23 protein-coding genes and 2 pseudogenes are annotated in these 22803 nt (G+C 71.8%); 18 read left to right on the top strand and 7 right to left on the bottom strand.

The genetic code is table 11. From position 1 onward, the window contains the following. The first annotated feature begins 911 nt into the window (after positions 1-911). The 3 genes from MTF69_RS40840 (at position 912) to MTF69_RS40830 (ending at position 3179) form a co-directional block, all read left to right on the top strand. Positions 912-1646, top strand: a complete 735-nt coding sequence (locus tag MTF69_RS40840; RefSeq protein WP_243341876.1) for a GPP34 family phosphoprotein — start codon at positions 912-914, stop codon at positions 1644-1646. A gap of 254 nt (positions 1647-1900) precedes the next feature. After that, positions 1901-2785: a helix-turn-helix transcriptional regulator gene (locus MTF69_RS40835; RefSeq protein ID WP_243341875.1), complete on the top strand. Its 885-nt coding sequence runs from the start codon at positions 1901-1903 to the stop codon at positions 2783-2785. 184 nt (positions 2786-2969) lie between these two features. Beyond that, positions 2970-3179 (top strand): DUF397 domain-containing protein, encoded by a 210-nt coding sequence (locus MTF69_RS40830; RefSeq protein WP_243341874.1) that lies wholly within the window; start codon positions 2970-2972, stop codon positions 3177-3179. Between the two features lie 195 nt (positions 3180-3374). Here MTF69_RS40830 and MTF69_RS40825 read toward each other — a convergent pair whose 3' ends face one another. After that, positions 3375-4220 (bottom strand): hypothetical protein, encoded by an 846-nt coding sequence (locus MTF69_RS40825; RefSeq protein ID WP_243341873.1) that lies wholly within the window; start codon positions 4218-4220, stop codon positions 3375-3377. A 128-nt stretch (positions 4221-4348) separates the two neighbouring features. Between MTF69_RS40825 and MTF69_RS40820 the strand changes: the two genes are divergently transcribed. From MTF69_RS40820 to MTF69_RS40810, 3 genes are all read left to right on the top strand, one after another. Then, complete coding sequence (locus MTF69_RS40820; protein ID WP_374325603.1) at positions 4349-5605, top strand: PLP-dependent aminotransferase family protein; 1257 nt, start codon at positions 4349-4351, stop codon at positions 5603-5605. 721 nt (positions 5606-6326) lie between these two features. Further along, positions 6327-7115 (top strand): SDR family oxidoreductase, encoded by a 789-nt coding sequence (locus MTF69_RS40815; protein WP_243341872.1) that lies wholly within the window; start codon positions 6327-6329, stop codon positions 7113-7115. 40 nt (positions 7116-7155) lie between these two features. After that, positions 7156-9753 carry a bifunctional FO biosynthesis protein CofGH gene (locus tag MTF69_RS40810; protein ID WP_243341871.1) on the top strand — a complete coding sequence of 866 codons (2598 nt, stop codon included), beginning with the start codon at positions 7156-7158 and terminating at the stop codon, positions 9751-9753. Positions 9754-9829: 76 nt separating this feature from the next. Here MTF69_RS40810 and MTF69_RS40805 read toward each other — a convergent pair whose 3' ends face one another. Further along, positions 9830-10918 carry a tyrosine-protein phosphatase gene (locus MTF69_RS40805; protein ID WP_243341870.1) on the bottom strand — a complete coding sequence of 363 codons (1089 nt, stop codon included), beginning with the start codon at positions 10916-10918 and terminating at the stop codon, positions 9830-9832. A gap of 817 nt (positions 10919-11735) precedes the next feature. Here MTF69_RS40805 and MTF69_RS40800 point away from each other — a divergent pair. From MTF69_RS40800 to MTF69_RS40785, 4 genes are all read left to right on the top strand, one after another. After that, the gene (locus MTF69_RS40800) at positions 11736-12974 is read left to right on the top strand and encodes an ADP-ribosylglycohydrolase family protein (protein WP_243341869.1); all 1239 of its coding nucleotides are present in this window, start codon (positions 11736-11738) and stop codon (positions 12972-12974) included. Positions 12975-13133: 159 nt separating this feature from the next. Beyond that, positions 13134-13994, top strand: a complete 861-nt coding sequence (locus MTF69_RS40795) for a TIGR03619 family F420-dependent LLM class oxidoreductase (protein WP_243341868.1) — start codon at positions 13134-13136, stop codon at positions 13992-13994. Between the two features lie 43 nt (positions 13995-14037). Then, positions 14038-14319, top strand: coding sequence for a type II toxin-antitoxin system Phd/YefM family antitoxin (locus MTF69_RS40790; protein WP_243341867.1), 282 nt, complete (start codon positions 14038-14040; stop codon positions 14317-14319). A gap of 3 nt (positions 14320-14322) precedes the next feature. Further along, positions 14323-14598 carry a type II toxin-antitoxin system RelE/ParE family toxin gene (locus tag MTF69_RS40785; protein WP_243341866.1) on the top strand — a complete coding sequence of 92 codons (276 nt, stop codon included), beginning with the start codon at positions 14323-14325 and terminating at the stop codon, positions 14596-14598. Here the strand turns inward: MTF69_RS40785 and MTF69_RS40780 are convergent. After that, positions 14561-15028 (bottom strand): ATP-binding protein, encoded by a 468-nt coding sequence (locus MTF69_RS40780; protein ID WP_243341865.1) that lies wholly within the window; start codon positions 15026-15028, stop codon positions 14561-14563. The genes MTF69_RS40785 and MTF69_RS40780 overlap by 38 nt on opposite strands. A gap of 128 nt (positions 15029-15156) precedes the next feature. Between MTF69_RS40780 and MTF69_RS40775 the strand changes: the two genes are divergently transcribed. From MTF69_RS40775 to MTF69_RS40765, 3 genes are all read left to right on the top strand, one after another. Then, the gene (locus tag MTF69_RS40775) at positions 15157-15993 is read left to right on the top strand and encodes a helix-turn-helix transcriptional regulator (RefSeq protein WP_243341864.1); all 837 of its coding nucleotides are present in this window, start codon (positions 15157-15159) and stop codon (positions 15991-15993) included. Further along, the gene (locus tag MTF69_RS40770) at positions 15990-16235 is read left to right on the top strand and encodes a DUF397 domain-containing protein (protein WP_243341863.1); all 246 of its coding nucleotides are present in this window, start codon (positions 15990-15992) and stop codon (positions 16233-16235) included. Before MTF69_RS40775 ends, MTF69_RS40770 begins: the two co-directional genes overlap by 4 nt. A 121-nt stretch (positions 16236-16356) precedes the next feature. Further along, positions 16357-16800, top strand: a complete 444-nt coding sequence (locus MTF69_RS40765) for a DUF6069 family protein (protein ID WP_243341862.1) — start codon at positions 16357-16359, stop codon at positions 16798-16800. Between the two features lie 96 nt (positions 16801-16896). On the opposite strand, the pseudogene MTF69_RS40760 reads toward MTF69_RS40765, so the two are convergent. Further along, positions 16897-16994: pseudogene (locus MTF69_RS40760) on the bottom strand (GNAT family N-acetyltransferase); the annotation flags it as partial. A 37-nt stretch (positions 16995-17031) separates the two neighbouring features. Next, complete coding sequence (locus tag MTF69_RS40755; RefSeq protein ID WP_243341861.1) at positions 17032-17586, bottom strand: GNAT family N-acetyltransferase; 555 nt, start codon at positions 17584-17586, stop codon at positions 17032-17034. 85 nt (positions 17587-17671) lie between these two features. Between MTF69_RS40755 and MTF69_RS40750 the strand changes: the two are divergent. The 5 genes and pseudogenes from MTF69_RS40750 to MTF69_RS40730 form a co-directional block, all read left to right on the top strand. Further along, positions 17672-17836, top strand: a pseudogene (locus MTF69_RS40750) (N-acetyltransferase); the annotation flags it as partial. A 61-nt stretch (positions 17837-17897) separates the two neighbouring features. Next, positions 17898-18536: a LysE family translocator gene (locus MTF69_RS40745; RefSeq protein ID WP_243341860.1), complete on the top strand. Its 639-nt coding sequence runs from the start codon at positions 17898-17900 to the stop codon at positions 18534-18536. 68 nt (positions 18537-18604) lie between these two features. Further along, positions 18605-19000, top strand: a complete 396-nt coding sequence (locus tag MTF69_RS40740) for a hypothetical protein (RefSeq protein WP_243341859.1) — start codon at positions 18605-18607, stop codon at positions 18998-19000. Between the two features lie 96 nt (positions 19001-19096). Beyond that, positions 19097-20074 (top strand): sigma-70 family RNA polymerase sigma factor, encoded by a 978-nt coding sequence (locus tag MTF69_RS40735; RefSeq protein ID WP_243341858.1) that lies wholly within the window; start codon positions 19097-19099, stop codon positions 20072-20074. 33 nt (positions 20075-20107) lie between these two features. After that, complete coding sequence (locus MTF69_RS40730) at positions 20108-20506, top strand: VOC family protein (RefSeq protein ID WP_243341857.1); 399 nt, start codon at positions 20108-20110, stop codon at positions 20504-20506. A gap of 49 nt (positions 20507-20555) precedes the next feature. Here the strand turns inward: MTF69_RS40730 and MTF69_RS40725 are convergent, their stop codons facing one another. Further along, positions 20556-21344, bottom strand: coding sequence for a DUF4239 domain-containing protein (locus tag MTF69_RS40725; RefSeq protein ID WP_243341856.1), 789 nt, complete (start codon positions 21342-21344; stop codon positions 20556-20558). Between the two features lie 439 nt (positions 21345-21783). Then, the coding region (locus MTF69_RS40715; RefSeq protein ID WP_243341855.1) for an IS200/IS605 family accessory protein TnpB-related protein at positions 21784-22803 on the bottom strand (1020 nt) is incomplete at its 5' end.

Here is a 22803-nt window from a genome sequence, read left to right as displayed (position 1 = left end):
CGGCCGGCCCGGCGGCAGCCGCGGGCTCGCCCTGGGCAGCACCCGAAGCGGAACCCGCGGAGCGGTCCGCATCGGCGGGCGGAGTCACGGCGCGGAAGGCAGTCGTACGCTCGCCGCCCGCCGCCGTGGAAGAAGCAGAACCGGAAGCGGAATCGGAAGGTGCGGGCCGGTCGGCGGGTGCCGGAGGTGTCGCGGTACGGGACTCGGCCGCGCTCCCACCATCGGCGGGAGCGGCTGCCGCCCGAGCACCCGATGCACCCACACGCCCTGAAGCGGAATCATCAGAGGGAGAGCGAGGAGTGGAATCGGCAGCCGGGGGCGTCACGGTGCGGAACACCGCCGTGCGCTCGCTCTCGGCCGGGCCGGCGGCTGCGGACCCGTCACCCTCGGACCCCGAAGCGGAATCCGAAGGCGACGGCGAAGCCGAAGGCGAGCCAGGGGCCGAACCCGCGGCAGCGGCAGCGGCACCCGCATCCGCGGGCAGGGCCTTGAAGGCCTCGGCCTGCTCGCCCGGCGCAGCCGGCGCCGCGTCGGACGGGTCGTCACCGTCCCCGGAGGTGGCCACCCACGCGGCCACCGCCTCCCGCAGCGGATCGCGCTCCGCCGACCCGTCCTCCGAGCCCCTCGGGCGGAACAGCGACGCCCTCGGGTCACGCCCCTCGGACGACTCCGCCGTCCCCGACGTTCCTTCATCAACCGACTTGTCGGGGGACTCGCCCGCCACCAGTTCCTCCTCGATCGCCTTCACGTCCGGCTGTCCGAATGTCTAACAGTGTCCCGTCTAGGGGGCATCGCCCCCGTGCTAGACGAGAACGACATAGCTGACGGTTCCCCCACAAAGCGGCCAGGCGCTCTCGACAGATGAATGTGAGAGGCGTCACCCTGTCACTCATCCACGCGGGGAGGCATGGATGGGCAAGAGCCGCAGAACGATTCCGGAGGAGCTTTTGCTGCTCGCCTTGGACCCGGCCACGGGTACCACGGCGCAGCCGCAGTCGCTCGACCTCGGCCTGGCCGGGGCACAGCTAGTGGAGCTGGCTCTGGCAGGACGGATAGCCCCTGATGGGGATCGTATCGCCGTGGTGATGCCACGGCCGACAGGAGATCCGACTCTGGACTCCGCACTGGAACTGCTGCGCAGGCGCGGCAGCCCGGTTCGGGCGGTCCACTGGATCGGCGGACCCCGACTGGGGCTCCGTCAGATTTACCTCGCTCACCTGGAGCGTTGCGGCATGGTCCATGCCGTCGCGGGCCAGATGTGCGGGGTGCTGCCGACGGTTCGCTACCAAGCGACCGACACAGCGATCAGCCGGGAGATCCGTGGCCGGCTGGACAGTGCGATCCGCACCGGCGTACCGCCGGACCCGCGGACCGCGGCGCTTGCCGCACTGGCCCACGCGGTCGGACTCGGCAAGCACCTGTACCCCGGCAACGAGGGGCGGTCGTCCAGGTCCCGGCTCCGGGACCTGATCCGGCACGACCCGATGGGCGGACTGGTGGCTCACGCCGTCATGGACGTCCAGAACGGCGTGGCCGCACAGCCGCGCCGCGACCGGGCACCGGCCCAGCCCGCCCGGGCAACGGCGGCAGCCGTTCCGCTGCAGCCGCGCCGGACCGGTGCGATGGCCCGCGCGGCCGCGCACTGATCCACCGGCGGGGCACGCAGGACAGCACGCTCGGCAGCACGCAGGACAGCAGGGCAAGCAGTAGTCGCAACCGCCAACGCGCGGGGCGACGGGGCCGGTACGCCGGCCCCGTCGGCCCGCGCGTTTGCTTTTCCTGACCGATCCGGACCGTTCCCCAGCGAGGTCACACGCTTCGGTGGCAGTCTGCTCACCAGCAGACACGCAGAGAGACAGCAAAAGAGACAGCAACAGAAGAAGGCGGAGGTGCCGTTCACGTGGCGTCCAATGTCAATCCCACCGTCCGACGCCGCCGACTGGGCATGGAGTTGCGCAAACTGCGCGAGGACAAGGGCATGACGGCCGAGCAGGTCGCGGAACGCCTGCTCGTCTCCCAGTCGAAGATCAGCCGGCTGGAGAACGGCCGCCGTTCCATCAGTCAGCGCGACGTCCGCGATCTGTGCGACGTCTACGAGGTCGAGGACCGGCGGCTCGTCGACTCCCTCATGCAAATGGCCAAGGATTCCCGCCAGCAGGGCTGGTGGCACGCCTTCGGCGACATCCCGTACAGCGTCTACATCGGCCTGGAGACGGACGCCGCCAGCCTGCGCACGTACGAACCCCTGGTGATCCCGGGCCTGCTCCAGACCCCGGAGTACGCCCAGTCGCTCGTCCGCGGCGCGTGGCCGGAGACGGCTCCCGTCGACGTGGAGAAGCGCGTCCAGGTCCGGATGCACCGCCAGAAGCGGCTCCACGAGACCGAGAACAGCAATCCCGAGATCGGACCGCTGCGTCTGTGGGCGGTCATCGACGAGGCCGCCCTGCGGCGGCACGTGGGCGATGCGCAGCTCATGATCCGGCAGCTGGAGTTCCTGATAGAGCAGTCGGAGAAGCCGCACGTCACGGTCCAGGTGATGCCCTTCTCCGTCGGCGCCCACCCGGGCGTCAACGGCCAGTACGCCATTCTGGAATTCCCGGACGCGTCGGACTCGACGGTGGTCTACATCGAAGGCGTGACGAGCGACCTGTACCTGGAGAAAGCGAACGACGTCCAGAAATACAGCGTGATGTACGAACATCTGCGCGCACAGGCCCACAACGTGGACCAGACGAGGCAGTTCATCGCGCAGATCATCGAGGACTTCGCGGGCAAGGGGAAATGAGGTCCGGCGAAAAGGCCGGTACGGTACACCGTCACTCCCCGGCCGCAGAAGGCCTGAATGGAATATGCCACTCGGTCGGGTGAACGCGCCCTTCGTGCAACGGGAGCTGCGGGTAGCGTCGATCACGTCAGCCGGAGCAATGGCCGACATGACACCGGAACCACTCGCTGAACCGGAGAGAAACATGGCTATTCGTCAAGGTGCAACGGAAAACTGGACCAAGTCCTCGTACTCCGCCAACGGCGCCTGCGTCGAGGTCAAGTCCCCCGTCATGGAGGCCATCGCGGTCCGCGACTCGAAGGTGCAGGACGGCCCGTCCCTCACCTTCGCGCCCGGCTCCTGGACCTCGTTCGTCGCCGAGGTGACCGAGGGCCGCCTGGGACGCCTCGCCTGAACGTCGAGGCGACCTTCCCGGCCCGCTTTCACACGACAAGCGCCACCAGCCCCACCGCAAGACCTGCAAGACCAGCACCACCTGCAAGACCTGCACTACCTGCACTACCTGCACCACTGACTGGAGCCCTCTCGACCGGCCCGCCGTCGCCTGCCGAGGGGGCTCGGCCATGTCGTCCGGCCCCCCGACCCCGAACTACCTCAGCTGATCGACGTACCGGTCCGTCCCCGGCACCGTCGGGATGAAGGGCGCCACCAGCTCCACCCGCCCCAGCCCCGACTCCGCGACCTCCTCGTCCAGCCCCTGGAACCGGTCCCAGCAGTCGCGCGGGTCGGCCTCCAGGAACCACAGCAGGGTCAGCCGGGTGTCGACCCCCTCCACCTGCTTGACGTACGTCATCCGGTCCCCGGGCAGCGGCGTCGGCCGGAAGACCGTGACCATCGCGGCCGGCGACCCGGCCAGCCGCTTCGGCAGGGCGCGCGAGCGCAGCCACTCCAGCAGCTCTGCCCGCCGCTCCGGGCCCTCCGCGTCGATGACCTGGGCCACGAGCCCGCCGTACGGGTGGTCGAGGGCGTGGAAGTCGCGGGGGCCGGCGGCGCCGTCCCGGTAGACGGTGGCCTCGTGGTCCTGGAACGCGGTGAAGACGTGGGTGCGGTCCTGGTAGACCCGGCCGTCCCGGTTGAGGCGCTTGTTGATGCCGACGGTCCACTTCATGTGCTCGTCGTAGCGGCCCTCGGTGACCCAGTAGGTGGAGATGTAGCACCCGGCGGTCACGGGCTGGGCCACGGCCGACTTCTCCGGGTAGCGCAGCTCCTGGAGCTCGCGGGTGGCGACCCAGCGGCGGCCGGCGAACATCCAGGGCATGGCCATGGCACCGGCGTAGTAGTGGTCGTCCTCGTACCAGCGGTTGTACGCGAACTCGTGGCCCGGGTGCGGCTCGACCATGGTGATCAGCGCGTGGCCGGGGTGGACTCCGTAGGGGCCGACCGAGGCGAGCTCGGCGTAGTCGTCGGCCCGGGTGTTCCGCTCGTCTGCTGTCATGGGAGACGGTCTAGCTGATGTGACGTCAGATGGGGAGCCCCTGGCGGCCGTTCAGCATCCGATACATAGATGCCATCTACACCTTCCCGCCGCTACGATGCGCGCACCCGCCTCCCGAAGGAGCCCCCGTGCCCGCTCCCATACCCGCCTCGGCGCCCGCAGCCTCAGCCGGCGCCGCACCCGTACCCGCACCCGGCGCCGCCCTCGCCCCCACCCCCACCCCTCCGCCGCCCTTCGCCGCGCGGATCCGTACGACCTCCCCCTCCGCCGTCCGCGAGATCCTCGCCGTCACCGCCCAGCCCGGCATGATCTCCTTCGCCGGCGGCCTGCCCGCGCCCGAACTCTTCGACGCCGAGGGCCTGCGGGCCGCGTACGACTCCGCCTTCGCGCGGTCCGCCCGCCGCGCCCTCCAGTACTCGACCACCGAGGGCGTCCCCGAGCTGCGCGCGGCGGTGGCGGCCCGGATGGGCCGGCGGGGGCTGGCGACCACCGGGGACGACCTGCTGATCACCACCGGCTCGCAGCAGGGGATCGGCCTGATCACCACCGCGCTGATCGAGCCGGGCGACGCGGTGCTCGTCGAGAACCCCACCTACCTGGCGGCGCTCCAGGCGTTCCAGCTCGCCGGCGCCCGGGTGATCCCCGTGCCGTGCGACGACGAGGGCATCCTCCCGGACGCACTGGCGGAACTCGTCGCCCGCGAACGCCCCAAGCTGCTCTACACGATCCCCACCTTCCAGAACCCGACCGGCCGCACCCTCCCCGCCGCCCGCCGCGCGGAGATCGCATCGCTCGCGGCCCGGCTCGGACTCTGGCTGCTGGAGGACGACCCGTACGGAGACCTCCGCTACGAGGGCCACGAACTGCCCTGGCTCGCCGCGCACCCGGGGGCCGAGGACCGCACCGTGCTCCTCGGCAGCTTCTCGAAGGTGATGGCTCCCGGGCTCCGGCTCGGCTGGCTGCGCGCCCCGGCGGCGCTGCTGCGCGGGGCGGTGCTCGCGAAGCAGGCGGCGGACCTGCACACCTCGACGCTGGACCAGCTGGCGGCGGCGGAGTACCTGCGGACGGCGGATCTGGACGCGCACGTGGCCCGGGTCCGCGAGGCGTACCGCCTCCGGCGCGACGCCCTCCTGGAGGGCCTGGCCGACGCGCTCCCGCCGGGCTCCACGTGGAACCGCCCGGAGGGCGGCATGTTCGTCTGGGCACGCCTCCCCCAGGGCCACGACGCGAACGCCCTGTTCCGCGCGGCGGCCTCCCGGGGCGTCGCCTTCGTCCCCGGAGCCCCCTTCTTCGCCGCGACCCCGGACCCCCGAACCCTGCGCCTGTCGTTCACGACGCACACCCCAAAGGAGATCCAACAGGGCCTAACCCGCCTGACCACGTAGCCCCTCGCCCCCCTTGCGGACCGAAGCCCCCGCAGCCCCCTCACCTCTGCCCGCAGCAACCCTTGCCGCTGCGCGGGGCGAAGTTCCCCGCAGGGACCCTTGCCGCTGCGCGGGGCGAAGGTCCCCTACCCGCCCTTCCACCGTTCCCCGGGCGCTGCCCGGACCCCGGTCCTCAAACGCCGGACGGGCTGGGAAGGGGTACCGGGCTGCGCCCGGACCCCCTGGGGCTCCGCCCCAGACCCCGGTCCTCAAACGCCGGACGGCTGAATTGGCGCGGGCGGGCTGGATTGCCGCGGGCGGCCGGATTGGCGCGGGCGGGCCGGATTGGCGCGGGCGGGCTGATAACCCACCCGTCGGCGGGGCCGGGAGCGGCCCGGGCCTGGGACGGGGGCGGGGTGGGGTGTCGGCCTGGACGTAAAGCGTGATTTGTGGCGCAGGTGCAGCCCGCACCCTGTCGGAGTAGAACAGGGGGCGCCTAAATCATGCAGTCCAGGCCGACACCCCACCCCGACCCCGGCACCGGCCCCACCCGCAGCCCCGGCCACGCCGGCCACAACCCAGCCCCGCCGGCGTTTGAGGCGCAGGGGCCCGGGGACTGGTCCCCGGCAACGGCGCCGCACCCAGGGCCGGCACCCAGGCACCCGCCCCCCTTCCCTCCCCGCGCCCCGCCCCGTAGCCTGACGCCCCGTCAGAAACAACCGGCGTCCAGGAGGCCCGCACCATGTCGCTGCTGCTGCAAGGCAAAACCGTCATCGTCTCCGGCGTAGGCGCCGGCCTAGGCCACCAGGTCGCCGCCACCGTCGTCCGCGACGGCGGCAACGCCGTGCTCGGGGCGCGGACCGAGGCGAACCTCGCCAAGTCCGCCGCCGAGATCGACCCCGACGGCACGCACACCGCGTACCTGCCGACCGACATCTCCGACGAGCGCCAGTGCGAGGCCCTCGCCGCCCTCGCGCAGGAGCGGTTCGGCGGGGTCGACGCCGTCGTCCACGTCGCCGCCTGGGACTCGTACTTCGGGGGCCTCCAGGACGCCGACTTCGGCACCTGGCAGCAGATCCTCGACGTGAACCTGCTCGGCACCCTGCGGATGACCCGCGCCTGCCTGCCCGCGCTGAAGCGAACCGGCGGCTCCGTCGTCATCATCGGCACCCAGTCCGCCATCGCCTCCCCCAACGAGGTGCAGCAGGCCGCCTACGCCGCCTCCAAGGGCGCGCTGACCTCCGCCATGTACTCCATGGCCCGCGAGCTCGGCCCGCACCGCATCCGCGTGAACACCGTGCTCCCCGGCTGGATGTGGGGCCCCCCGGTCCAGGCCTTCGTCACCTTCACCGCCCACACCGAAGGAATCCCCGAAGCCGAGGTCCACTCCCGCCTCACCGACCGCATGGCGCTGCCGGACCTGGCCACCGACGGGGACGTCGCCGACGCCGCCGCCTTCCTCGCCTCCGACCGGGCACGGGCGATAACCGGCCAGTCCCTGCTGGTCAACGCCGGGGAGCTGATGCGATGAGCCCCTCCGTGCCCGCGCGAGCGGATCGTATGCTCGGGCCATGACCACTCCGAGTGACGCTCCGACCGAGAACTCGATGCGCCGCGCGCTCCGCCGCGCCCGCGACGGCGTCGCGCTCGACGCGACCGAGGCGGCCGTACTCCTGCAGGCGCGCGGCGAGGCCCTGAAGGACCTCGCCGCGTCCGCCGCCCGGGTAAGGGACTCCGGCCTCGAAGCCGCCGGCCGGCCCGGCGTCATCACGTACTCGCGCAAGGTCTTCATCCCCCTCACCCGCCTGTGCCGCGACAAGTGCCACTACTGCACCTTCGTCACGGTCCCCGGCAAGCTCCGCCGCGAGGGCCACGGCCTGTACCTCTCCCCCGACGAGGTCCTCGACATAGCCCGCCAGGGCGCGGCCATGGGCTGCAAGGAGGCCCTGTTCACGCTCGGCGACCGGCCCGAGGACCGCTGGCCCGAGGCCCGCGAGTGGCTCGACGCGCACGGCTACGACGACACCCTCGCCTACGTGCGCGCCATGGCCATCCGCGTCCTGGAGGAGACCGGCCTCCTCCCGCACCTCAACCCCGGCGTGCTGTCCTGGTCGGACCTCCAGCGCCTCAAGCCCGTCGCCCCGTCGATGGGCATGATGCTGGAGACCACGGCCACCCGCCTCTGGTCCGAGCCCGGCGGCCCCCACCACGGCTCCCCCGACAAGGACCCGGCCGTCCGGCTGCGCGTCCTGGAGGACGCGGGCCGCTCCAACGTCCCCTTCACCACCGGGGTGCTGATCGGCATCGGCGAGTCCTACGAGGAGCGCGCGGACGCCTTCTTCGAGCTGCGCCGGATCCAGCGCAGCTACCACGGCATCCAGGAAGTCATCGTCCAGAACTTCCGGGCCAAGCCCGACACGGCCATGCGCGGCATGCCCGACGCGGAGCTGGAGGAGCTCGCGGCGGCCATCGCCGTGGCCCGCCACATCCTCGGCCCGAGCGCCCGCATCCAGGCCCCGCCAAACCTGGTGGACTCCGAGTACGCGCTGCTCATCGGCGCCGGCATCGACGACTGGGGCGGGGTCTCCCCGCTGACCCCCGACCACGTGAACCCCGAGCGCCCCTGGCCTCACATCGACGAGCTCGCCGAGCGCACCGCCGCCGCCGGCTTCACGCTCCGCGAACGCCTCACCATCTACCCCGAGTTCCTCCAGCGCGGCGAACCCTGGCTGGACCCGCGCCTGCTGCCCCACGTACGCGCGCTGGCCGATGCGCAGACCGGGCTCGCGGACGAGGCCGCGAAGGTCGAGGGCCGGCCGTGGCAGGAGCCGGACGAGGCCTTCACCGCCTACGGCCGCACCGACCTGCACACCACCATCGACACGCAGGGCCGTACCGGCGACCGGCGCGACGACTTCGACGAGGTCTACGGCGACTGGGAGGCCCTGCGCGAGGCCGCGGCCCCCGGCATGGTCCCCGATCCCGAGCGCATCGACACCGACGTACGGGCGGCGCTCGCGCAGGCCGCCGACGACCCGACCCGGCTCACCGACGAGCAGGCGCTCGCCCTGCTGCACGCGGACGGCCCGGCGCTGGACGCCCTCTGCCGGATCGCGGACGACCTGCGCAAGTCGGTGGTGGGCGAGGACGTCACGTACATCGTGACCCGCAACATCAACTTCACCAACGTCTGTTACACCGGCTGCCGCTTCTGCGCCTTCGCGCAGCGCCGCACGGACGCGGACGCGTACACCCTCTCGCTCGACCAGGTCGCCGACCGGGCCGCCCAGGCCTGGGACGTGGGCGCGGTCGAGGTCTGCATGCAGGGCGGCATCCACCCGGACCTGCCCGGCACGGCCTACTTCGACATCGCGCGGGCGGTGAAGGAGCGCGTGCCCGGCATGCACGTGCACGCCTTCTCCCCGATGGAGGTCGTCAACGGCGCGACGCGCACGGGGATGTCGGTACGGGACTGGCTGACGGCGGCCAAGGAGGCCGGCCTCGACTCGATCCCGGGCACGGCGGCGGAGATCCTGGACGACGAGGTCCGCTGGGTCCTCACCAAGGGCAAGCTGCCGACGGCCGACTGGATCGACGTGGTCTCCACCGCCCACGAACTGGGCATCCGCTCCTCCTCCACCATGATGTACGGCCACGTGGACCAGCCCCGGCACTGGCTGGGCCACTTCCGCACGCTGGCCCGGATGCAGCAGGACGCGCACGCGAAGGGGGTGGAGGGCTTCACGGAGTTCGTGACGCTGCCCTTCATCCACACCAACGCCCCGGTCTACCTGGCGGGCATCGCGCGCCCCGGCCCGACGGTCCGCGACAACCGCGCGGTGACGGCCATGGCCCGCATCCTCCTGCACCCGCACATCACCAACATCCAGACCAGCTGGGTGAAGCTGGGATCGGAGGGTGCGGCCGAGATGCTGCGCTCGGGCGCCAACGACCTCGGCGGCACGCTCATGGAGGAGACCATCTCCCGGATGGCGGGCTCGAGTTACGGCTCGTACAAGTCGGTCCAGGACCTGATCGCCGTCGCCGAGGCGGCCGGCCGGCCCGCGAAGGCCCGTACGACCCTCTACGGGGAGGTCCCGGAGGAGCGCCAGGCCGCGGCCCGCGCCTCGGACGGCCACCTGCCGGAGCTGCTGCCGGTCCTCGACTGACGCGGACCGCCCCCGCGCACGCGTGCGGGCCCGGCCGGGAGACAACCCGGCAGGGCCCGCACGCGTCGAGGCTCGATCAGCCGACCAGGAGGTCCTTCTTCAGCTGCTTCAGCTCGTGGCCGTCGATGCCGAGGCCGCTCTTGAGGTAGTTGTCGAAGGTGCCGTACTTGGCGGTGACCTCGTCGTACCCGGCGTTCAGGTACTCGGGGCGCACGTCGAGCAGCGGCTTGTAGACGGCGGCGTGCGAGGCCGGCAGGTGGGAGAGGATCGCGTCGTTGGCGGCCTTGCGGTAGTCGTTGCTGGCCAGGTAGTCGGCCATCACGGTCTCGCTCGGCACGCCGAGGGCGGTCAGCAGGGAGGCGTTCGCCCAGCCCGTACGGTCCTTGCCCGCGGTGCAGTGGAACAGGACGGAGCGGTCGCGGTCGCGCTCGATGCCTTCAAAGACCTGCGTGTAGGCCTTCTTCCCGCCCTCCCCGCTGACCATGGCCTTCTCGGCGTCGACCATGGCCTTGACGGCCTCGTCGGGGGTCTTGGGCATGGTCTGGAAGGAGCCGGAGCCCGCGAAGACGTCGGCGACGACGTAGTGCGCGCCGGCCGGGACCTTGTCCACGTCGGTGGTGCGCTCGCTCTCCATGCGGAGGTCGAAGATCGTCTTGACGCGCAGGCGCTGGAGCTTGGCGAGGTCGTTCTCGGTGAGCTTGTTGAGGGCGTCGGAGCGGTAGATCTCGCCCATCTTGACCCACTGGCCGTTCGTGGTGCGGTAGCCGCCCGCGTCACGGAAGTTGGTGGTGCCGTCCAGCTTGATCAGCCGGTCGGCGAGGCGGAGCCCCTGGCCCCGCTCGGGATCGAAGTCGAACCACTGCCGGTCGGCGGCGGGGAGCCCGCTGACCACGGCCTCGCCCTGGGCGCCGCCCTTGGCGACGACCTTGCCGTTCGCCCTGATCTCCACGCGCTTGGTGCCCTTGGCGTTCCACTTCAGGGTGTACGCGCCGTCGGCACCGGCGGTGACGGTGGCCTCGGTGAAGGGAATGGAGGAGCTGCCGTGGTGCCGACCGCCCCAGGGGAGGTCCCACCCGGAGGCGGAGGCGGAGGCGGCGGGGGCCGCGATGATGGCGACGGTGAGCGTGGAGGCGACGACGGTCGCGGCGAGCAGTGCCTTCTTCATGTCCCGAGACTCTTGGCCTCCGAATAACGCAGTGTGAACTCTGCATGGCCGAAATCGACCGGGTGTAAGTCCACTGTCAAAACGTGCCACCCGCCTGGCCGGCGCGGGAACGCACCCCGGGCAGGGCGCGCCCTGGGCTCCGCCCCGAGGCCGGGTGGCGTGCGCGCCGCTGCCACCCGGTGCGGCTGGGTCGACCCTGCGGGGCGGAGTTCCCCTACCCGCCCTTCGCCCGTTCCCCGGGGCTCCGCCCCGGACCCGTTGCCGCGTGCGGCACCGCTCCGGGGGCCAGCCCCCGCACCCCCGCTCCTCAAACGCCGGAGGGGCTGGATTTCGGCTGGCGGGGCCCGCACCTCCAGGCCGACGCCGGCCAAATCCAGCCCCGCCGGCGTTTGAGGCGCGGGGTCCGGGGCGGAGCCCCAGGGGGTCCGGGCGCAGCCCGGGACTCCTTCACAGCGCCGCCCGGCGGCATCCCCAGCCCCGCCGGCGTTTGAGGCGCGGGTCCGGGCAGCGCCCGGGGAACGGTGGAAGGGCGGGTAGGGGACTTCGCCCCGCGCAGCGGCAAGGGGCACCGCGGGGAATCTCGCCCCGCGCAGCGGCGAGGGTTGCTGCGGGGACTTCGCCCCGCGCAGCGGCACAACCGCAGCCGCCGCCCGGCTCGGGCAGGGCCGGACCGGTTCAAGCCCCCCGCCAGGGGACCGGCGGAATCCAGCCGTTCCCGGGCCCCATCCGCCCCCGTGACCGACTGCTTCCGGACCCGATCGGTACTGTCCACTACAGTGCCCGCCAGAGCACGCGCGGGGAGTCCGGGGGGATCGAAATGGACACGGCGACGGAAACGTCCGGGAAGCGACAGAGCGCGCCCGGGGCCGCCCAGCCCCTCCAGGCAGCACCCGCACCCGCACCCACCGGCGGAGCCCCCGGAAGAAGCCCGGGCCCCGCCACGGGCCCCGCCGGCACCACCGGCCTCTGGGGCCGCACCGAGCAGCAGGACTTCCGTAGCCGCGTCAGGGGAACCCTCCTCGGCTCGGCCATCGGCGACGCCCTCGGCGCACCCGTCGCCGCCCTCCCCCTCCCCGAACTCCTCACCGCCCACGGCCCGGCAGGCCTCACCGAGCCGGCCGCCCCCCGCGCCGAGATCACCGCCGCCACCCAGCTCGGCCTGTTCACCGTGGACGGCCTGATACGGGCCCACGTGCGCCGCGACACCGGCGCCTGGCACCCGCCGACCGACGTGCACCGCGCGTACCTCCGCTGGGCCCTCACCCAGAGCGACTGGGGCCCCGACGAGCGCCGCGAGGACAACGGCTGGCTCGCGCAGGAGGAGTGGCTCTACGCCCGCCGCTCCCCCGACCGCTCCTGCCTGACGGGCTTCGCCGACGGAGTCCTCGGCACGCTCGCCCAGCCGAAGAACCCGACCGCCCTGGACCCGGCCGCCGCCACCCGTTCCGCCCCCTTCGGGCTCCTGGTCGGCTGGGAGCCGGCCCTGGTCCTCCAACTCGCCGTCGAGTGCGCCGCGCAGAGCCACGGACACCCCACCGCGTACCTGTCGGCCGGCGCCCACGCCGTCATCGTCCACGGCCTGACCCGCGGCGAGTCCCTCGACTCCGCCGTCCAGCGCGCACTGGGTCTGCTCGGCGTCCGCCCCGGCCACCAGCCCGTCACGGACGCCCTGCAGCGCGCGCTCGGCGCCGTCACCTCGGGGGTCCCGTCGCCGCAGACGATCGAGGGCCTGTCCCCCGGCCACGGCCGCCACGCCGAGGAGGTCCTCGCCATCGCGGTGTACTGCGCCCTCGTCGCCGAGAACGTGGCGCACGGCCTGCGCCTCGCGGTGAACCACAGCGGCGACTCCGCGGCCACCGGCGCCCTGTGCGGCTCCCTGCTCGGCGCCCAGCACGGCGAAACGGCCCTCCCGGCGGCCTGGCTCGCCGGCCTCGAAGGCCGCGCCACGGTCCTGGAACTCGCCGACGACTTCGCCCTGGAGATGACCCAGGGCCCCGCCCTCCACGGCCCCGCGGCGGCCTCGTCCACCTGGCTGACCCGGTACCCGCGGGGGTGATCCCGGGCGGACCGCCACGGCCACGGGCCCGGACCGGGCCGACTCCGTCTCCCGACGCGCGCCGTGGCCGACGCGCGCCGTGGCCGACGCACGCCCCTGCCCTCCGCACGCGCGAAGCCGTACTTTGGCCCTCCCCACACCACGGAGGTGTCAGCGCACATGCGGATCGCCACGACCGTCTTCCTCACCGACCGCACCATCGCTCCCGTCCCCCTCGCCCGAGCCCTGGAGGAACGCGGCTTCTCCGGCCTCTACCTCCCCGAGCACACCCACATCCCGGTCAGCCGCGTCACCCCGGCCCCCATGGGCGGTGAGCTCCCCGACCGCTACGGCCGCACCCTGGACCCCTTCGTCGCCCTCGGCCAGGCCTCCGCCGTCACCGAGCGGCTCCACCTCGGCACCGGCATCACCCTGGTCGCCCAGCACGACCCCATCGACCTCGCGAAGCAGGTCGCCACGCTGGACCACCTGTCCGGCGGCCGCGTCACCCTCGGCATCGGCTACGGGTGGAACGTGGAGGAGGCCGCCGACCACGGAGTCGAGTGGCGCACCCGCCGCGAACTGGTCCGCGACCGCATGGCCCTGATGCGGACCCTGTGGTCCCCGCACCCCACGGCGTACGTGGGCCAGTTCTCCTCCGTCCAGGCCAGCTCGGCCCACCCCAAGCCGGTCCAGCCCCCGCGCGAGCTCGCCCCGGGCGTCCCCCTGTACGGCCCGCGCACCCTGATCGGCGGCCAGGCCGGCCCGAAGCTCTTCGCAGCCATCGCCGACCACAGCGACGGCTGGCTCCCGATCGGCGGCGGCGGCCTCACGGAGTCCCTCCCGGCCCTGCGCCAGGTCTGGGAGGCCGCGGGCCGCGACCCCAAATCCCTCCAGGTGGTCCCGTACGCCGTCCAGCCGACCCCCGGCAAGATGTCCCACTACGCCGACCTGGGCATCGAGGAGGTCGTCCTCCAGCTCCCCTCGGAGGACGAGCCCGAGATCCTGCGCATCCTGGACGAGTTCGCTCAGTACCTGTGAGAGCCCCACAGGCACATTCATGCACATTCGGTACATTCGCTGCATGAGCGAGCCTGTGATCGAGTCCGTGGAAGAAGTGAGCAGCCGCCTGGCGGACGCCATGGACCGTGCGTACCGCGAAGGCGTCCCCACGATCATCACGCGCGGCGGCGAGCAGGAGGCGGTCCTGATCGGCATCGAGGAGTACCGGCTGCTGCGCCGGCTCGCCGACGAAGCCGAGGACTCGCGGCTGAACGAACTGGCCGACGCAGCCGAGCGCGCAGGGGCCGCAGGGTCCGTCACGCTCGAGGAGATGGCCGCCGTCCTCCGTCACGAAGAGTGCTGACAGATGACCCACACCATCCGCCTCACCCCGCACGGACAACGCGACCTGCTCACCGTCCCCCGCCCTGACGCCCTGCGCATCCTGCAACGACTGGCCGAGTTCGAGAGTGCCCTCGCGGCGGGGGACACGACAGCCTTCGACACCAGGCCCCTGCACGGGCACGCATCACGCCGCCGCCTCCGCCTCGGCGAGTACCACGTGGTCTACACGATCGAGGACGGCCGGCTGATCATCTGGGTGCTCACCGACGCCCGGCACCACCGCCCGGGGAGCCGCTGACGGTTCCCCGAACCGTCAGCTCCGCCCAGATCGTCTTCCCGACCACCCGGTCCCTGACCCCCCAGTCGGCGGCGACGGCGTCGACGATGCGCATGCCGTAGCCCGACTCGGCCCCGTACTCGTGCGGCCGGACGGCCGGGCGGCGGTCCCGGCGCGCGTCGGACACCTCGATGCGCAGCGCCCCGGGCAGCAGGCTCAGCCGGAGCTCGAAGTCCCGCCCGGGGACCCGCCCATGGGCCACCGCATTGGCGGCGAGCTCCGCGACGAGCAGCCCGGCGTCCTCGGAGAGCCCGGTGCGGTCGGGGATCCCCCAGTCGTGCAGCTCGACGAGCGCCAGCTGCCGCGCCAGGCGGGCACCGCGCCGGGTGGAACTGAAACGCTGAGTGAACGTGCGTGCGAGGCTCCGAGCCGGGCCCGAGGGTGTGGTCATGGGAGCAAAGTCCCGTGTGGGGCGGGCCGTTCCCCAGCAACCGGACCGCTACTTTTCATCTGTACGAGTTCGCGCTCTGGACAGTCTCGGTCACCGACAGTGAACATGGTGCCGGGGAGGTGACCTCCATGGCGAGTGTCGATGACAGCGGTGACAACGAGGTCGAGCCGGACGCCGACCTGCGCAACTTCGGCGAGATGGTCAAGGCCTTCAGGAAACGCGCCGGCCTGACCCAGGAGCAACTGCACCCTCTGATCCGGTACTCCGTGCAGTACATCGGGTCGGTGGAACAGGGTCGGCGGCATCCGTCCACGAGGTTCGTGGAGAAGGTGGAGGAGGTGCTCGACGCCTTCGGCATCATCCGCATCGCGGCGAGGCAGCTTCAGCGAAGGCGGGGGCTGGCGTCCTGGTTCCGGCGGTGGGCAGAGCTGGAGGAGGGGGCGGTGACGCTGAATACGTACGAGTCGCGGTCAGTTCCGGGCCTGTTACAGCCGGAGTCCTACGCCCGTGCGCTGATCGCCGCAGTGCTGCCGCTACCCACGGTTCAGGAGACCGAAGCTCGCATCACGGCGCGGCTGGAACGGCAGAAGGTCCTGCACCACACGCCATACACGATCTTCAGTTTCATCCTCGACGAGGCGGTGATCGAGCGGCAGACGGGCGGGCCGGAGGTGACCATCGAACTGATCGACCATCTCCTCACGTGTGCACGACTCCCCAACGTCGATCTGCAGATCATGCCTAAGGTCAGCCCGGTGCATGCGGGGCTGGGCGGGCCGTTCTGCCTCCTTGAGACAGAAGAAAACGACTGGCTGGGCTACAGCGAGGGGCAACAGACGGGGCAGGTCATCTCGAACCGGAAAGACGTCAGTCTCCTCCACCAGAGGTATGCCAAACTTCGCATCCAGGCCCTCAATCCCACGGACACGGTGGGCCTGTTGATGCGAATGCGAGGAACTCTGTGAACAGCTCCCGGTTGCGGTGGTTCAAGAGCAGCTACAGCAGCGGCGACGGCGACAACTGCGTCGAGGTCGCCCTCTCCTGGCACAAGTCCACCTACAGCAGCGGCGACGGGGACAGCTGCGTAGAGGTCGCGAGCTGCGCCGACTCCGTCCACATCCGGGACTCCAAAGTGACGGCCGGCCCCGAGCTGGCGGTCTCCCCCCGGACCTGGGCCGCGTTCGTGGGCGGGGTCACCGGGGCCTGAGCCGCGGGCCGGTCCTTAAGGTTGGAACAGGGCTTGACCTCAAGTGAGGTTCAGGTTGGAGGCTTCCTCATATGCCGCTGCCGTAGGGCAGCGCAACACTTCACACGTTGAGGGAAGTCCCATGTCCAGCAGTACCGTTCCCACCTCCGTCCCCGCTGCGCCCCCGGTCCTCCGTTCCGGCCTCGCCTGGTGGAAGGCCCTGGCCACCGGCGTGGGCGGCGCGGTTGTGGTCAATCTGATCGTTCTTGCCGTCGCCAAGCTGGCCGGTGCCCCGCTCGTCATCGTCAATGGCGGCACAGAGCACCCGATCACCGTCGGGGGCGTCCTTGGGGCCTCCGTCGTCCCGTTGGCCGTCGGGGCGGGCGCTGCCTTCTTGTTGGCCCTGTGGAAGCCGGTCTTCCTGCGGATCGCGCAGTACGTGGGCGGCGGGCTGGCGCTGTTGTCGGCTGCCGGCCCTCTGTCGTCCGGCGCCGACGGCGGCACCGTCGCAGCCCTGTCCCTGATGCACATCACCCTCGGCGTGGCGGTCGTCGCCACTCTGCAGCTCCGCCGCCGCAGTCAGTAGGCGGCCTGGAAGGCCTTGGCATCCTTGACCACGAACCCGTAAATGACCTTGAACGGTGGCCCTCCTGGGCGCGGCCCACCCCCTGGCAGGGCCGCCCTGCTCCAGCAGCCCACGCAGCACGGCCGCACCGAGCCTCTGCCCTGCAGGTGTGGGGCCAGGTAAAAGTGCTCCAGCCAGTGGGCATCCTCGGCCGGCTCTCGTCGCCCTTTCGCTCCGCGACCCGACAGGTGATCATGTGCCGGACAGGCCGTGGGTCTTCGGGTTCCAGTCCTGGGCCAGGAGGCCGAGGAGGACCTCGTCCAGGAACTCGCCCATCACCCAGGCCGAGGAGCGCAGCACGCCTTCACGGACGAAGCCGTTGCGCTCGGCGGAGCGGAGCATCGGGGCGTTGTCCGCCAGCGTCTCGATCTGCAGCCGGTGCAGGCCGCGTACGACGAAGCCGTAGTGGCAGAGCACCGCGACCACGTCGGTGCTGTAGCCCTTGCCGCGAGCGGACGGCAGCAGCCCGAGCCCGACGTGCGCGGCCCGGCTGTGGTTGTCGATCCCCCACAGGGTCGCGGTACCGACCAGCGCGCCGCTCTCCAGGTCCACCACGGAGAACGGAACGTGGCCCTGTTCCTTGTCGTCCACCACGAACGCCAACGCCTCCGAACCGGCCATGAGCGGCCGCCACGGGTGGCCCGTAGACCTCGATGCGGTGACCACGTCGTCGTGAAGACCGGCATGCAGGATCGGGATGTCGTCCTCGTGCCGGGCCCTGAGCCCCACCGTGTTGCCTTTTAGCATGCAAGGTTCCTATCCGACCGCACTGCCAGTCGGCAACCCGATAGATCAACGGAAGGCACCCGTCTGCCTGTTCAGGGCAAGCTGGCGCTACGACGAGCACCGGGTACGGCAGCGGCTGCGGGACTCCTTCTCCCCGCAGCACACGTCGATCATCGTGATCGGCCGTGAGCTCGCAGGCTGCGTCACGGTCCGGCCCGCCGAGGGCAGGCTGTGGCTGGAGCACTTCTACCTCGCTCCGCACCATCAGGGCTTGATGCGCCCGCCTGAAATCCCCTTCCCCTCCCGGCCCCCCGTCCGGAACGATGAACCGCATGGTGTCCACTGACCGGCTGTTGGCGTTCGCCGCCATGTCGTTGCTGCTGATCCTCATCCCCGGGCCGAGCGTGCTCTTCGTCATCGGGCGGGCGCTGTCCCAGGGGTGGCGGGCCGCGCTGATCACGGTGGCCGGGAACACGCTGGGGGCGTACGTGCTCGTCGTCGGCGTGGCCTTCGGTCTGGGGTCCGTCGTGGAGCGGTCCGTGCTCGTGTTCACCGCGCTCAAGCTCGCGGGGGCCGCGTACCTCGTCTACCTGGGGATCAAGGCCTTCCGGCAGCGGCACGCGCTGCGTGCGGAGTTCGGGGCGGGAGCGGCCGAGTACGGGAACTGGCGGTCGCTGTGGGAAGGGTTCGCCGTCGGGGTGGCCAATCCGAAGACCATCGTGTTCTTCGCCGCCGTCCTGCCGCAGTTCGTGGACCGCGATCAGGGGCATGTCACCGCCCAGATGCTGCTGCTCGGGCTCGTGTTCAACCTCATCGCCGTGGTCTGCGACAGCGCCTGGGCCATGGTCGCCGCGACCGCCCGCGGCTGGTTCTCGCGGTCGCCGCAGCGGCTCTCCGCCGTGGGTGGGGTCGGCGGGCTCGCGATGATCGGCCTGGGTGTGACCGTCGCCGCGACCGGGCGCAAGGACTGATCCGGAGCACGGCCCGAAGACTTCCCCAGGGGGAACCATGCGCGTCCGCGGTGGACCCCGGGCCGGGTGTGATCCAGTGGTACGGCACCGGCGGCGAGAAGCTGCTCCACGGGCTGATCTCCGCCGCGCGGACCGCCCGGGGCCGGCACGAGGACGGCCAGGTCGTCATCGACCTGGGCCCCTTGTCGGCCCGGCTGGAGGAGGCCCGGGGTTACTCCGTCGCCCACATCCCCGAGCAGAAGACCCACGCCGCCTGGACCAAGGCCCGCGAGCGCCTCTCCACCGGCGTGGGCACGGTGTTGAACGCGTCGAGACTCGGGGTGTCGCCGACGGACCAGAACAAGGCCGCCGAGGGGTTCGCCATCGGCTGGGCGGAGATCGGCGAGGGGATCCAGGGGCTCAAGGAGACCGACGACCGGCTCCGCGCACTGGGCTGCCTGCCGACCAAGGATCCGGGGAAGTAGCCCGGAAGTAGCCCGGGAGTAGCGGGTTTTGGACGCGGTCGGATGATCTACTGAGCCGACCGGTCGGGGAAGCAGTACGGGGGTACGGGCGTGGACATGGGCGTGAACGTGAATACGGGCGTGAAGGTGGACTCGGGCGCGGACGCGGACGCCGATGGCGGCCAGCACCTGCTGGCCCTGCGCTTCGAGGAGCACCGCTCCCATCTGCGGGCCGTCGCCTACCGGATGCTCGGGTCGATCGGTGAGGCCGAGGACGCGGTCCAGGAGGCCTGGCTGCGCTTGAGCCGTAGCGACGTCAGTGACGTGGAGAACCTCGGCGGGTGGCTGACGACGGTCGTGGCCCGCCTGTGCCTGAACGGGCTGCGCGCCCGCGAGACCCGCCGCGAGGACTCCCTCGACGACCGGCTGGACCGGACGGGCGGGGCCGGCGCGGCTCCCCGGATGCCGGACCCCGTCCTCGCCCGGGAGGGCGGGGTGATCGACCCGGAGCAGGAAGTGCTCCTCGCCGATTCCGTCGGGCTCGCTCTCCTCGTGGTGCTCGAATCCCTCGCTCCGGCGGAGCGGCTGGCGTTCGTCCTGCACGACATGTTCTCCGTGCCCTTCGACGAGATCGCCCTGATGCTCGACAAGACAACGACGGCCACCCGGCAGCTCGCCAGCCGTGCGCGGCGCCGCGTCCAGGGGCAGGCGCCCGCGCCGGATCCGGACCTGGCCCGGCAGCGCGAAGCCGTCAGCGCGTTCTTCGCGGCCACCCGCGACGGAGACTTCGACGCGCTCCTCGCCCTGCTCCACCCCGACGTCGTCCTGCGCTCCGACGGCGGCACGGTGCGCGCCGGCCAGTCGGTGGTTCTCACCGGTGCCCGGACCGTGGGGTCGCAGGCGGCGCTCTACAGCGCGCTCGCCCCGTTCGTCCGCCCCGTGCTCGTCAACGGGGCCGCCGGCGTGCTCTGCGTGGTCGAGGGCCGGCTGATGTCGGTGATGGCCTTCACGGTCACCGGCGGCCGGATCACCGCCATCGACGTGCTCACCGATCCCGACCGGCTGGACGCCATCGACCTCGGCCCCCTCACCTGACGCCCCGGGCCGCCCGCCCGTACCCTCTCCTCCATGATCGACTCACACGCGCACATCCGGATAGCCCGGCCCTCCCTCGATCTCGCCGCCGCCGAGCGGTTCTACGTGGAAGGGCTGGGGCTCGACGTGCAGTGGCGCTCCACCGAGCGGGTCTCCGGGGAGCACGACCTGTTGATGGTCGGGCCCCTCGGGGGCGGCTGGCACTTCGAGTTGACCCACGACCCCGAGAACCCGGTGGCCCCCTCCCCCACCGCCGAGGACCTCTTCGTCGTCTACCTGGGCAGGGAGCCCGACGAGGCCCTCGTGGCCCGGCTCGTCGAGCACGGCGGCACCCGTACGCCCGCCCACAACCCGTACTGGGACACCTACGGGGTCACCGTCACCGACCCCGACGGCTACCAGCTCGTACTGTCCTCCCGCACTTGGGGCTGAGCGAAGGCGGCCGGGCGACGGCGACGGCCGGGCGACCGCGGCGCCGCCCCTAGTCCCAGAACTGCGCGAGCGCCGCGTCCTTGAACGGCGCCGGGCTCACGCTCAGTTCCCCGGCGAAGGGCCGGTCGAGGGCCAGCACCAGCAGCAGGCTGAAGCCGATCAGTCCCGCCACCGCCGAGACGAAGAGGAGCTGCATCTTCAGGCTCCGCAGTCCGAAGAGGAAGGTCAGCGGGAGGATCACCAGCGCACCGCCGTACACGAGCACTTGGAGCAGCGGCGGCAGCGAGGTCTCGGCCATCGTCACGCGCGCCCGGCGCTGCGCGGCCACGTCGTTGAGGCGGCCGACGGCCTCCCCGTAGAAGGTCTCGCTCCGGGGACCGGAGGGCTCGTAGGCCTGGAGTGCCGTGTACAGGGCGTGCGTCTGGCCGGCGGTGGCCTCGTAGCTGGGCCGGCCCTCGCGCATGAGGGGCCACTGGATCTCGACGACGGCGTGGACGTAGTCGCTCACCGCCCGGTCCACGCGGGCGCGTTCGGCCGGCGGGAAGACCTCCGCGCTGCGGACGACCAGGGCCAGGTCGGTGGCCTCGGTCGCGACGATGGTCTGGGTGTTCTCCAGCTGCGTCCACAGGGTGACGACGACGAAGGCCAGGATGATGCCGTAGATCGCGCCGAACATTCCGAGGGCCACCCCGACCATCTCGTTGTGGTCGCCGTCCGCGAGGTGCGGGAAGCGGCGGCGCGCGGCCAGGCTGCCGCCGATGGCGAGGGCGACGAAGCCGCCGACGAGGAGGACGCCGAGAAGGAATGTACTGAGGTGATTGAGCAACCAGAGGATCATGTCCTGCCCAACGACCACCCCGCCGGGAGGGCCCGCCCAGAAATCAGCGCGAGCCGCTGTCACCCGGCGGGCCCGGCGGGCCCGCCGCCCCTGCCTCCTGGGCGTCGAGCAGTTCGTCCCAGTGCTCCCGCGTCCACGCGCACGCCGCGTCCAGGGGGCCCAGCAGTCCCCGGCCGAGCGGAGTGAGGGCGTACTCGACCCGGCGCGCCGGGGCCTCGTAGTCCCCGGGGGCCCGGGAGTGGGCCCGGGGGCGGCTACGCCTTCGCCCCCGCCGACGCCGGGGCCCGGATCCCGTACGCGGACTTCGCCCGGGCCGTCCTCGACGAGGTGGGTGCTTCCGCGACCGTGCACCGCACCCACGCGGGGGTGGCGGGAGCATGACCGGCACCACGCCCTCCACGGCTCCGGCCCCGGCCCCCACCGACAGCCCGAACCGTTCCTAGCCAGTGTGCAGGAGTGAGTCCTGGACCCATTCACGCTTACTGGGCGCATCCCGAACGGTTTTGGATGCGCTGGGTCCCCGCTTTCTCTTCCCGCTCGGCGGCACGTCTCTGGGGGCGTGGTCCGTTGCGGGTGGGCGGTTTCCCTCACGTCCACGGGTGCCTGGTCCGGCCTGGGCGGTCCGATGCCCCACACGATCACTCTGGTCGTGTGGGGGCGGTGCCGTCCGACGCCGGATCGGGTGCCCGAGGGCGCGTCGCCCGATCGCGATACCAGCGGCATCGTGACGGGACATCTTTCGGCGCGGGGTGGCCAGCGGCTTCTGCCAGTGCCGGCCTCCCCACCGGGAGGTGTAGGCGGGATCGACCGCGACGACGGCGAGACCCTGCTCGGCGGCCATCGACACGAGCCGGGCTTTGAGCTTGCCGGTCGGGATGCCGGAGATCAACTGCCGGAACCGTTTCCTGCGGCCGTGCTTCTCCCGAGTCTTCTCCGCGGTGAAGTCAAGGTCCTCGATCGCGATGGCGCTGACGCCCACTTGCTTGGCCCAGTGCAGCAGCGTGGTGAGGGCGTGGCGGATCTGCGCGTCACGGTGATCAGCGGTGTCGGACAGGTCGTAGGGGAAGCGGTGCGGATCACCGACGGGGTTCCCGTGCGGGTCAAGCCGGTAGGCGGCGAAATGGCCGGCGTTGGTATCGACGCCGACCATGCCGTTCGCGCGCGCGGCGGCGAGTGGGACCGTCTGAACTGTGGGGCGTTGCCAGGAGGCGGTCAGGTACCAGCGGCCGCGTGTGACGTCCAGGTGGATGCGGTAGGCCACGGCCCGACTCGCTTCGATGCGCTCTGCCCATTCCGCGCCCCGGTGTGCGAACGAGATCCGGCAGGCCAGTACGTACCGCCCGTGCCGACTGTTGGCCAGGTGCGCGAGCGGGGCGGGGAGCTTGATGCTGATCTCGCCGTCGGGGGTGACGCGGATCGTCTCGTTCCCGAACCGTTTCCCGGACTCGCCGTCGGCGGC

Source organism: Streptomyces sp. AP-93 (assembly GCF_022808175.1).
Taxonomy (GTDB): Bacteria; Actinomycetota; Actinomycetes; order Streptomycetales; family Streptomycetaceae; genus Streptomyces.
Note: the sequence above shows the minus strand (reverse complement) of the source record. Positions and strands in the feature narration are given on the sequence as shown.

Coding starts and splice junctions, on each gene's coding strand:
- MTF69_RS40830 (WP_243341874.1), top strand. CDS start 2,970: ATGGCTATTCGTCAAGGTGCAACGGAAAACTGGACCAAGTCCTCGTAC.
- MTF69_RS40780 (WP_243341865.1), bottom strand. CDS start 15,028: ATGACCACACCCTCGGGCCCGGCTCGGAGCCTCGCACGCACGTTCACT.
- MTF69_RS40810 (WP_243341871.1), top strand. CDS start 7,156: ATGACCACTCCGAGTGACGCTCCGACCGAGAACTCGATGCGCCGCGCG.
- MTF69_RS40725 (WP_243341856.1), bottom strand. CDS start 21,344: ATGATCCTCTGGTTGCTCAATCACCTCAGTACATTCCTTCTCGGCGTC.
- MTF69_RS40825 (WP_243341873.1), bottom strand. CDS start 4,220: ATGACAGCAGACGAGCGGAACACCCGGGCCGACGACTACGCCGAGCTC.
- MTF69_RS40755 (WP_243341861.1), bottom strand. CDS start 17,586: ATGCTAAAAGGCAACACGGTGGGGCTCAGGGCCCGGCACGAGGACGAC.
- MTF69_RS40765 (WP_243341862.1), top strand. CDS start 16,357: ATGTCCAGCAGTACCGTTCCCACCTCCGTCCCCGCTGCGCCCCCGGTC.
- MTF69_RS40805 (WP_243341870.1), bottom strand. CDS start 10,918: ATGAAGAAGGCACTGCTCGCCGCGACCGTCGTCGCCTCCACGCTCACC.
- MTF69_RS40790 (WP_243341867.1), top strand. CDS start 14,038: ATGAGCGAGCCTGTGATCGAGTCCGTGGAAGAAGTGAGCAGCCGCCTG.
- MTF69_RS40800 (WP_243341869.1), top strand. CDS start 11,736: ATGGACACGGCGACGGAAACGTCCGGGAAGCGACAGAGCGCGCCCGGG.
- MTF69_RS40840 (WP_243341876.1), top strand. CDS start 912: ATGGGCAAGAGCCGCAGAACGATTCCGGAGGAGCTTTTGCTGCTCGCC.
- MTF69_RS40785 (WP_243341866.1), top strand. CDS start 14,323: ATGACCCACACCATCCGCCTCACCCCGCACGGACAACGCGACCTGCTC.
- MTF69_RS40815 (WP_243341872.1), top strand. CDS start 6,327: ATGTCGCTGCTGCTGCAAGGCAAAACCGTCATCGTCTCCGGCGTAGGC.
- MTF69_RS40735 (WP_243341858.1), top strand. CDS start 19,097: ATGGGCGTGAACGTGAATACGGGCGTGAAGGTGGACTCGGGCGCGGAC.
- MTF69_RS40775 (WP_243341864.1), top strand. CDS start 15,157: ATGGCGAGTGTCGATGACAGCGGTGACAACGAGGTCGAGCCGGACGCC.
- MTF69_RS40745 (WP_243341860.1), top strand. CDS start 17,898: ATGGTGTCCACTGACCGGCTGTTGGCGTTCGCCGCCATGTCGTTGCTG.
- MTF69_RS40795 (WP_243341868.1), top strand. CDS start 13,134: ATGCGGATCGCCACGACCGTCTTCCTCACCGACCGCACCATCGCTCCC.
- MTF69_RS40730 (WP_243341857.1), top strand. CDS start 20,108: ATGATCGACTCACACGCGCACATCCGGATAGCCCGGCCCTCCCTCGAT.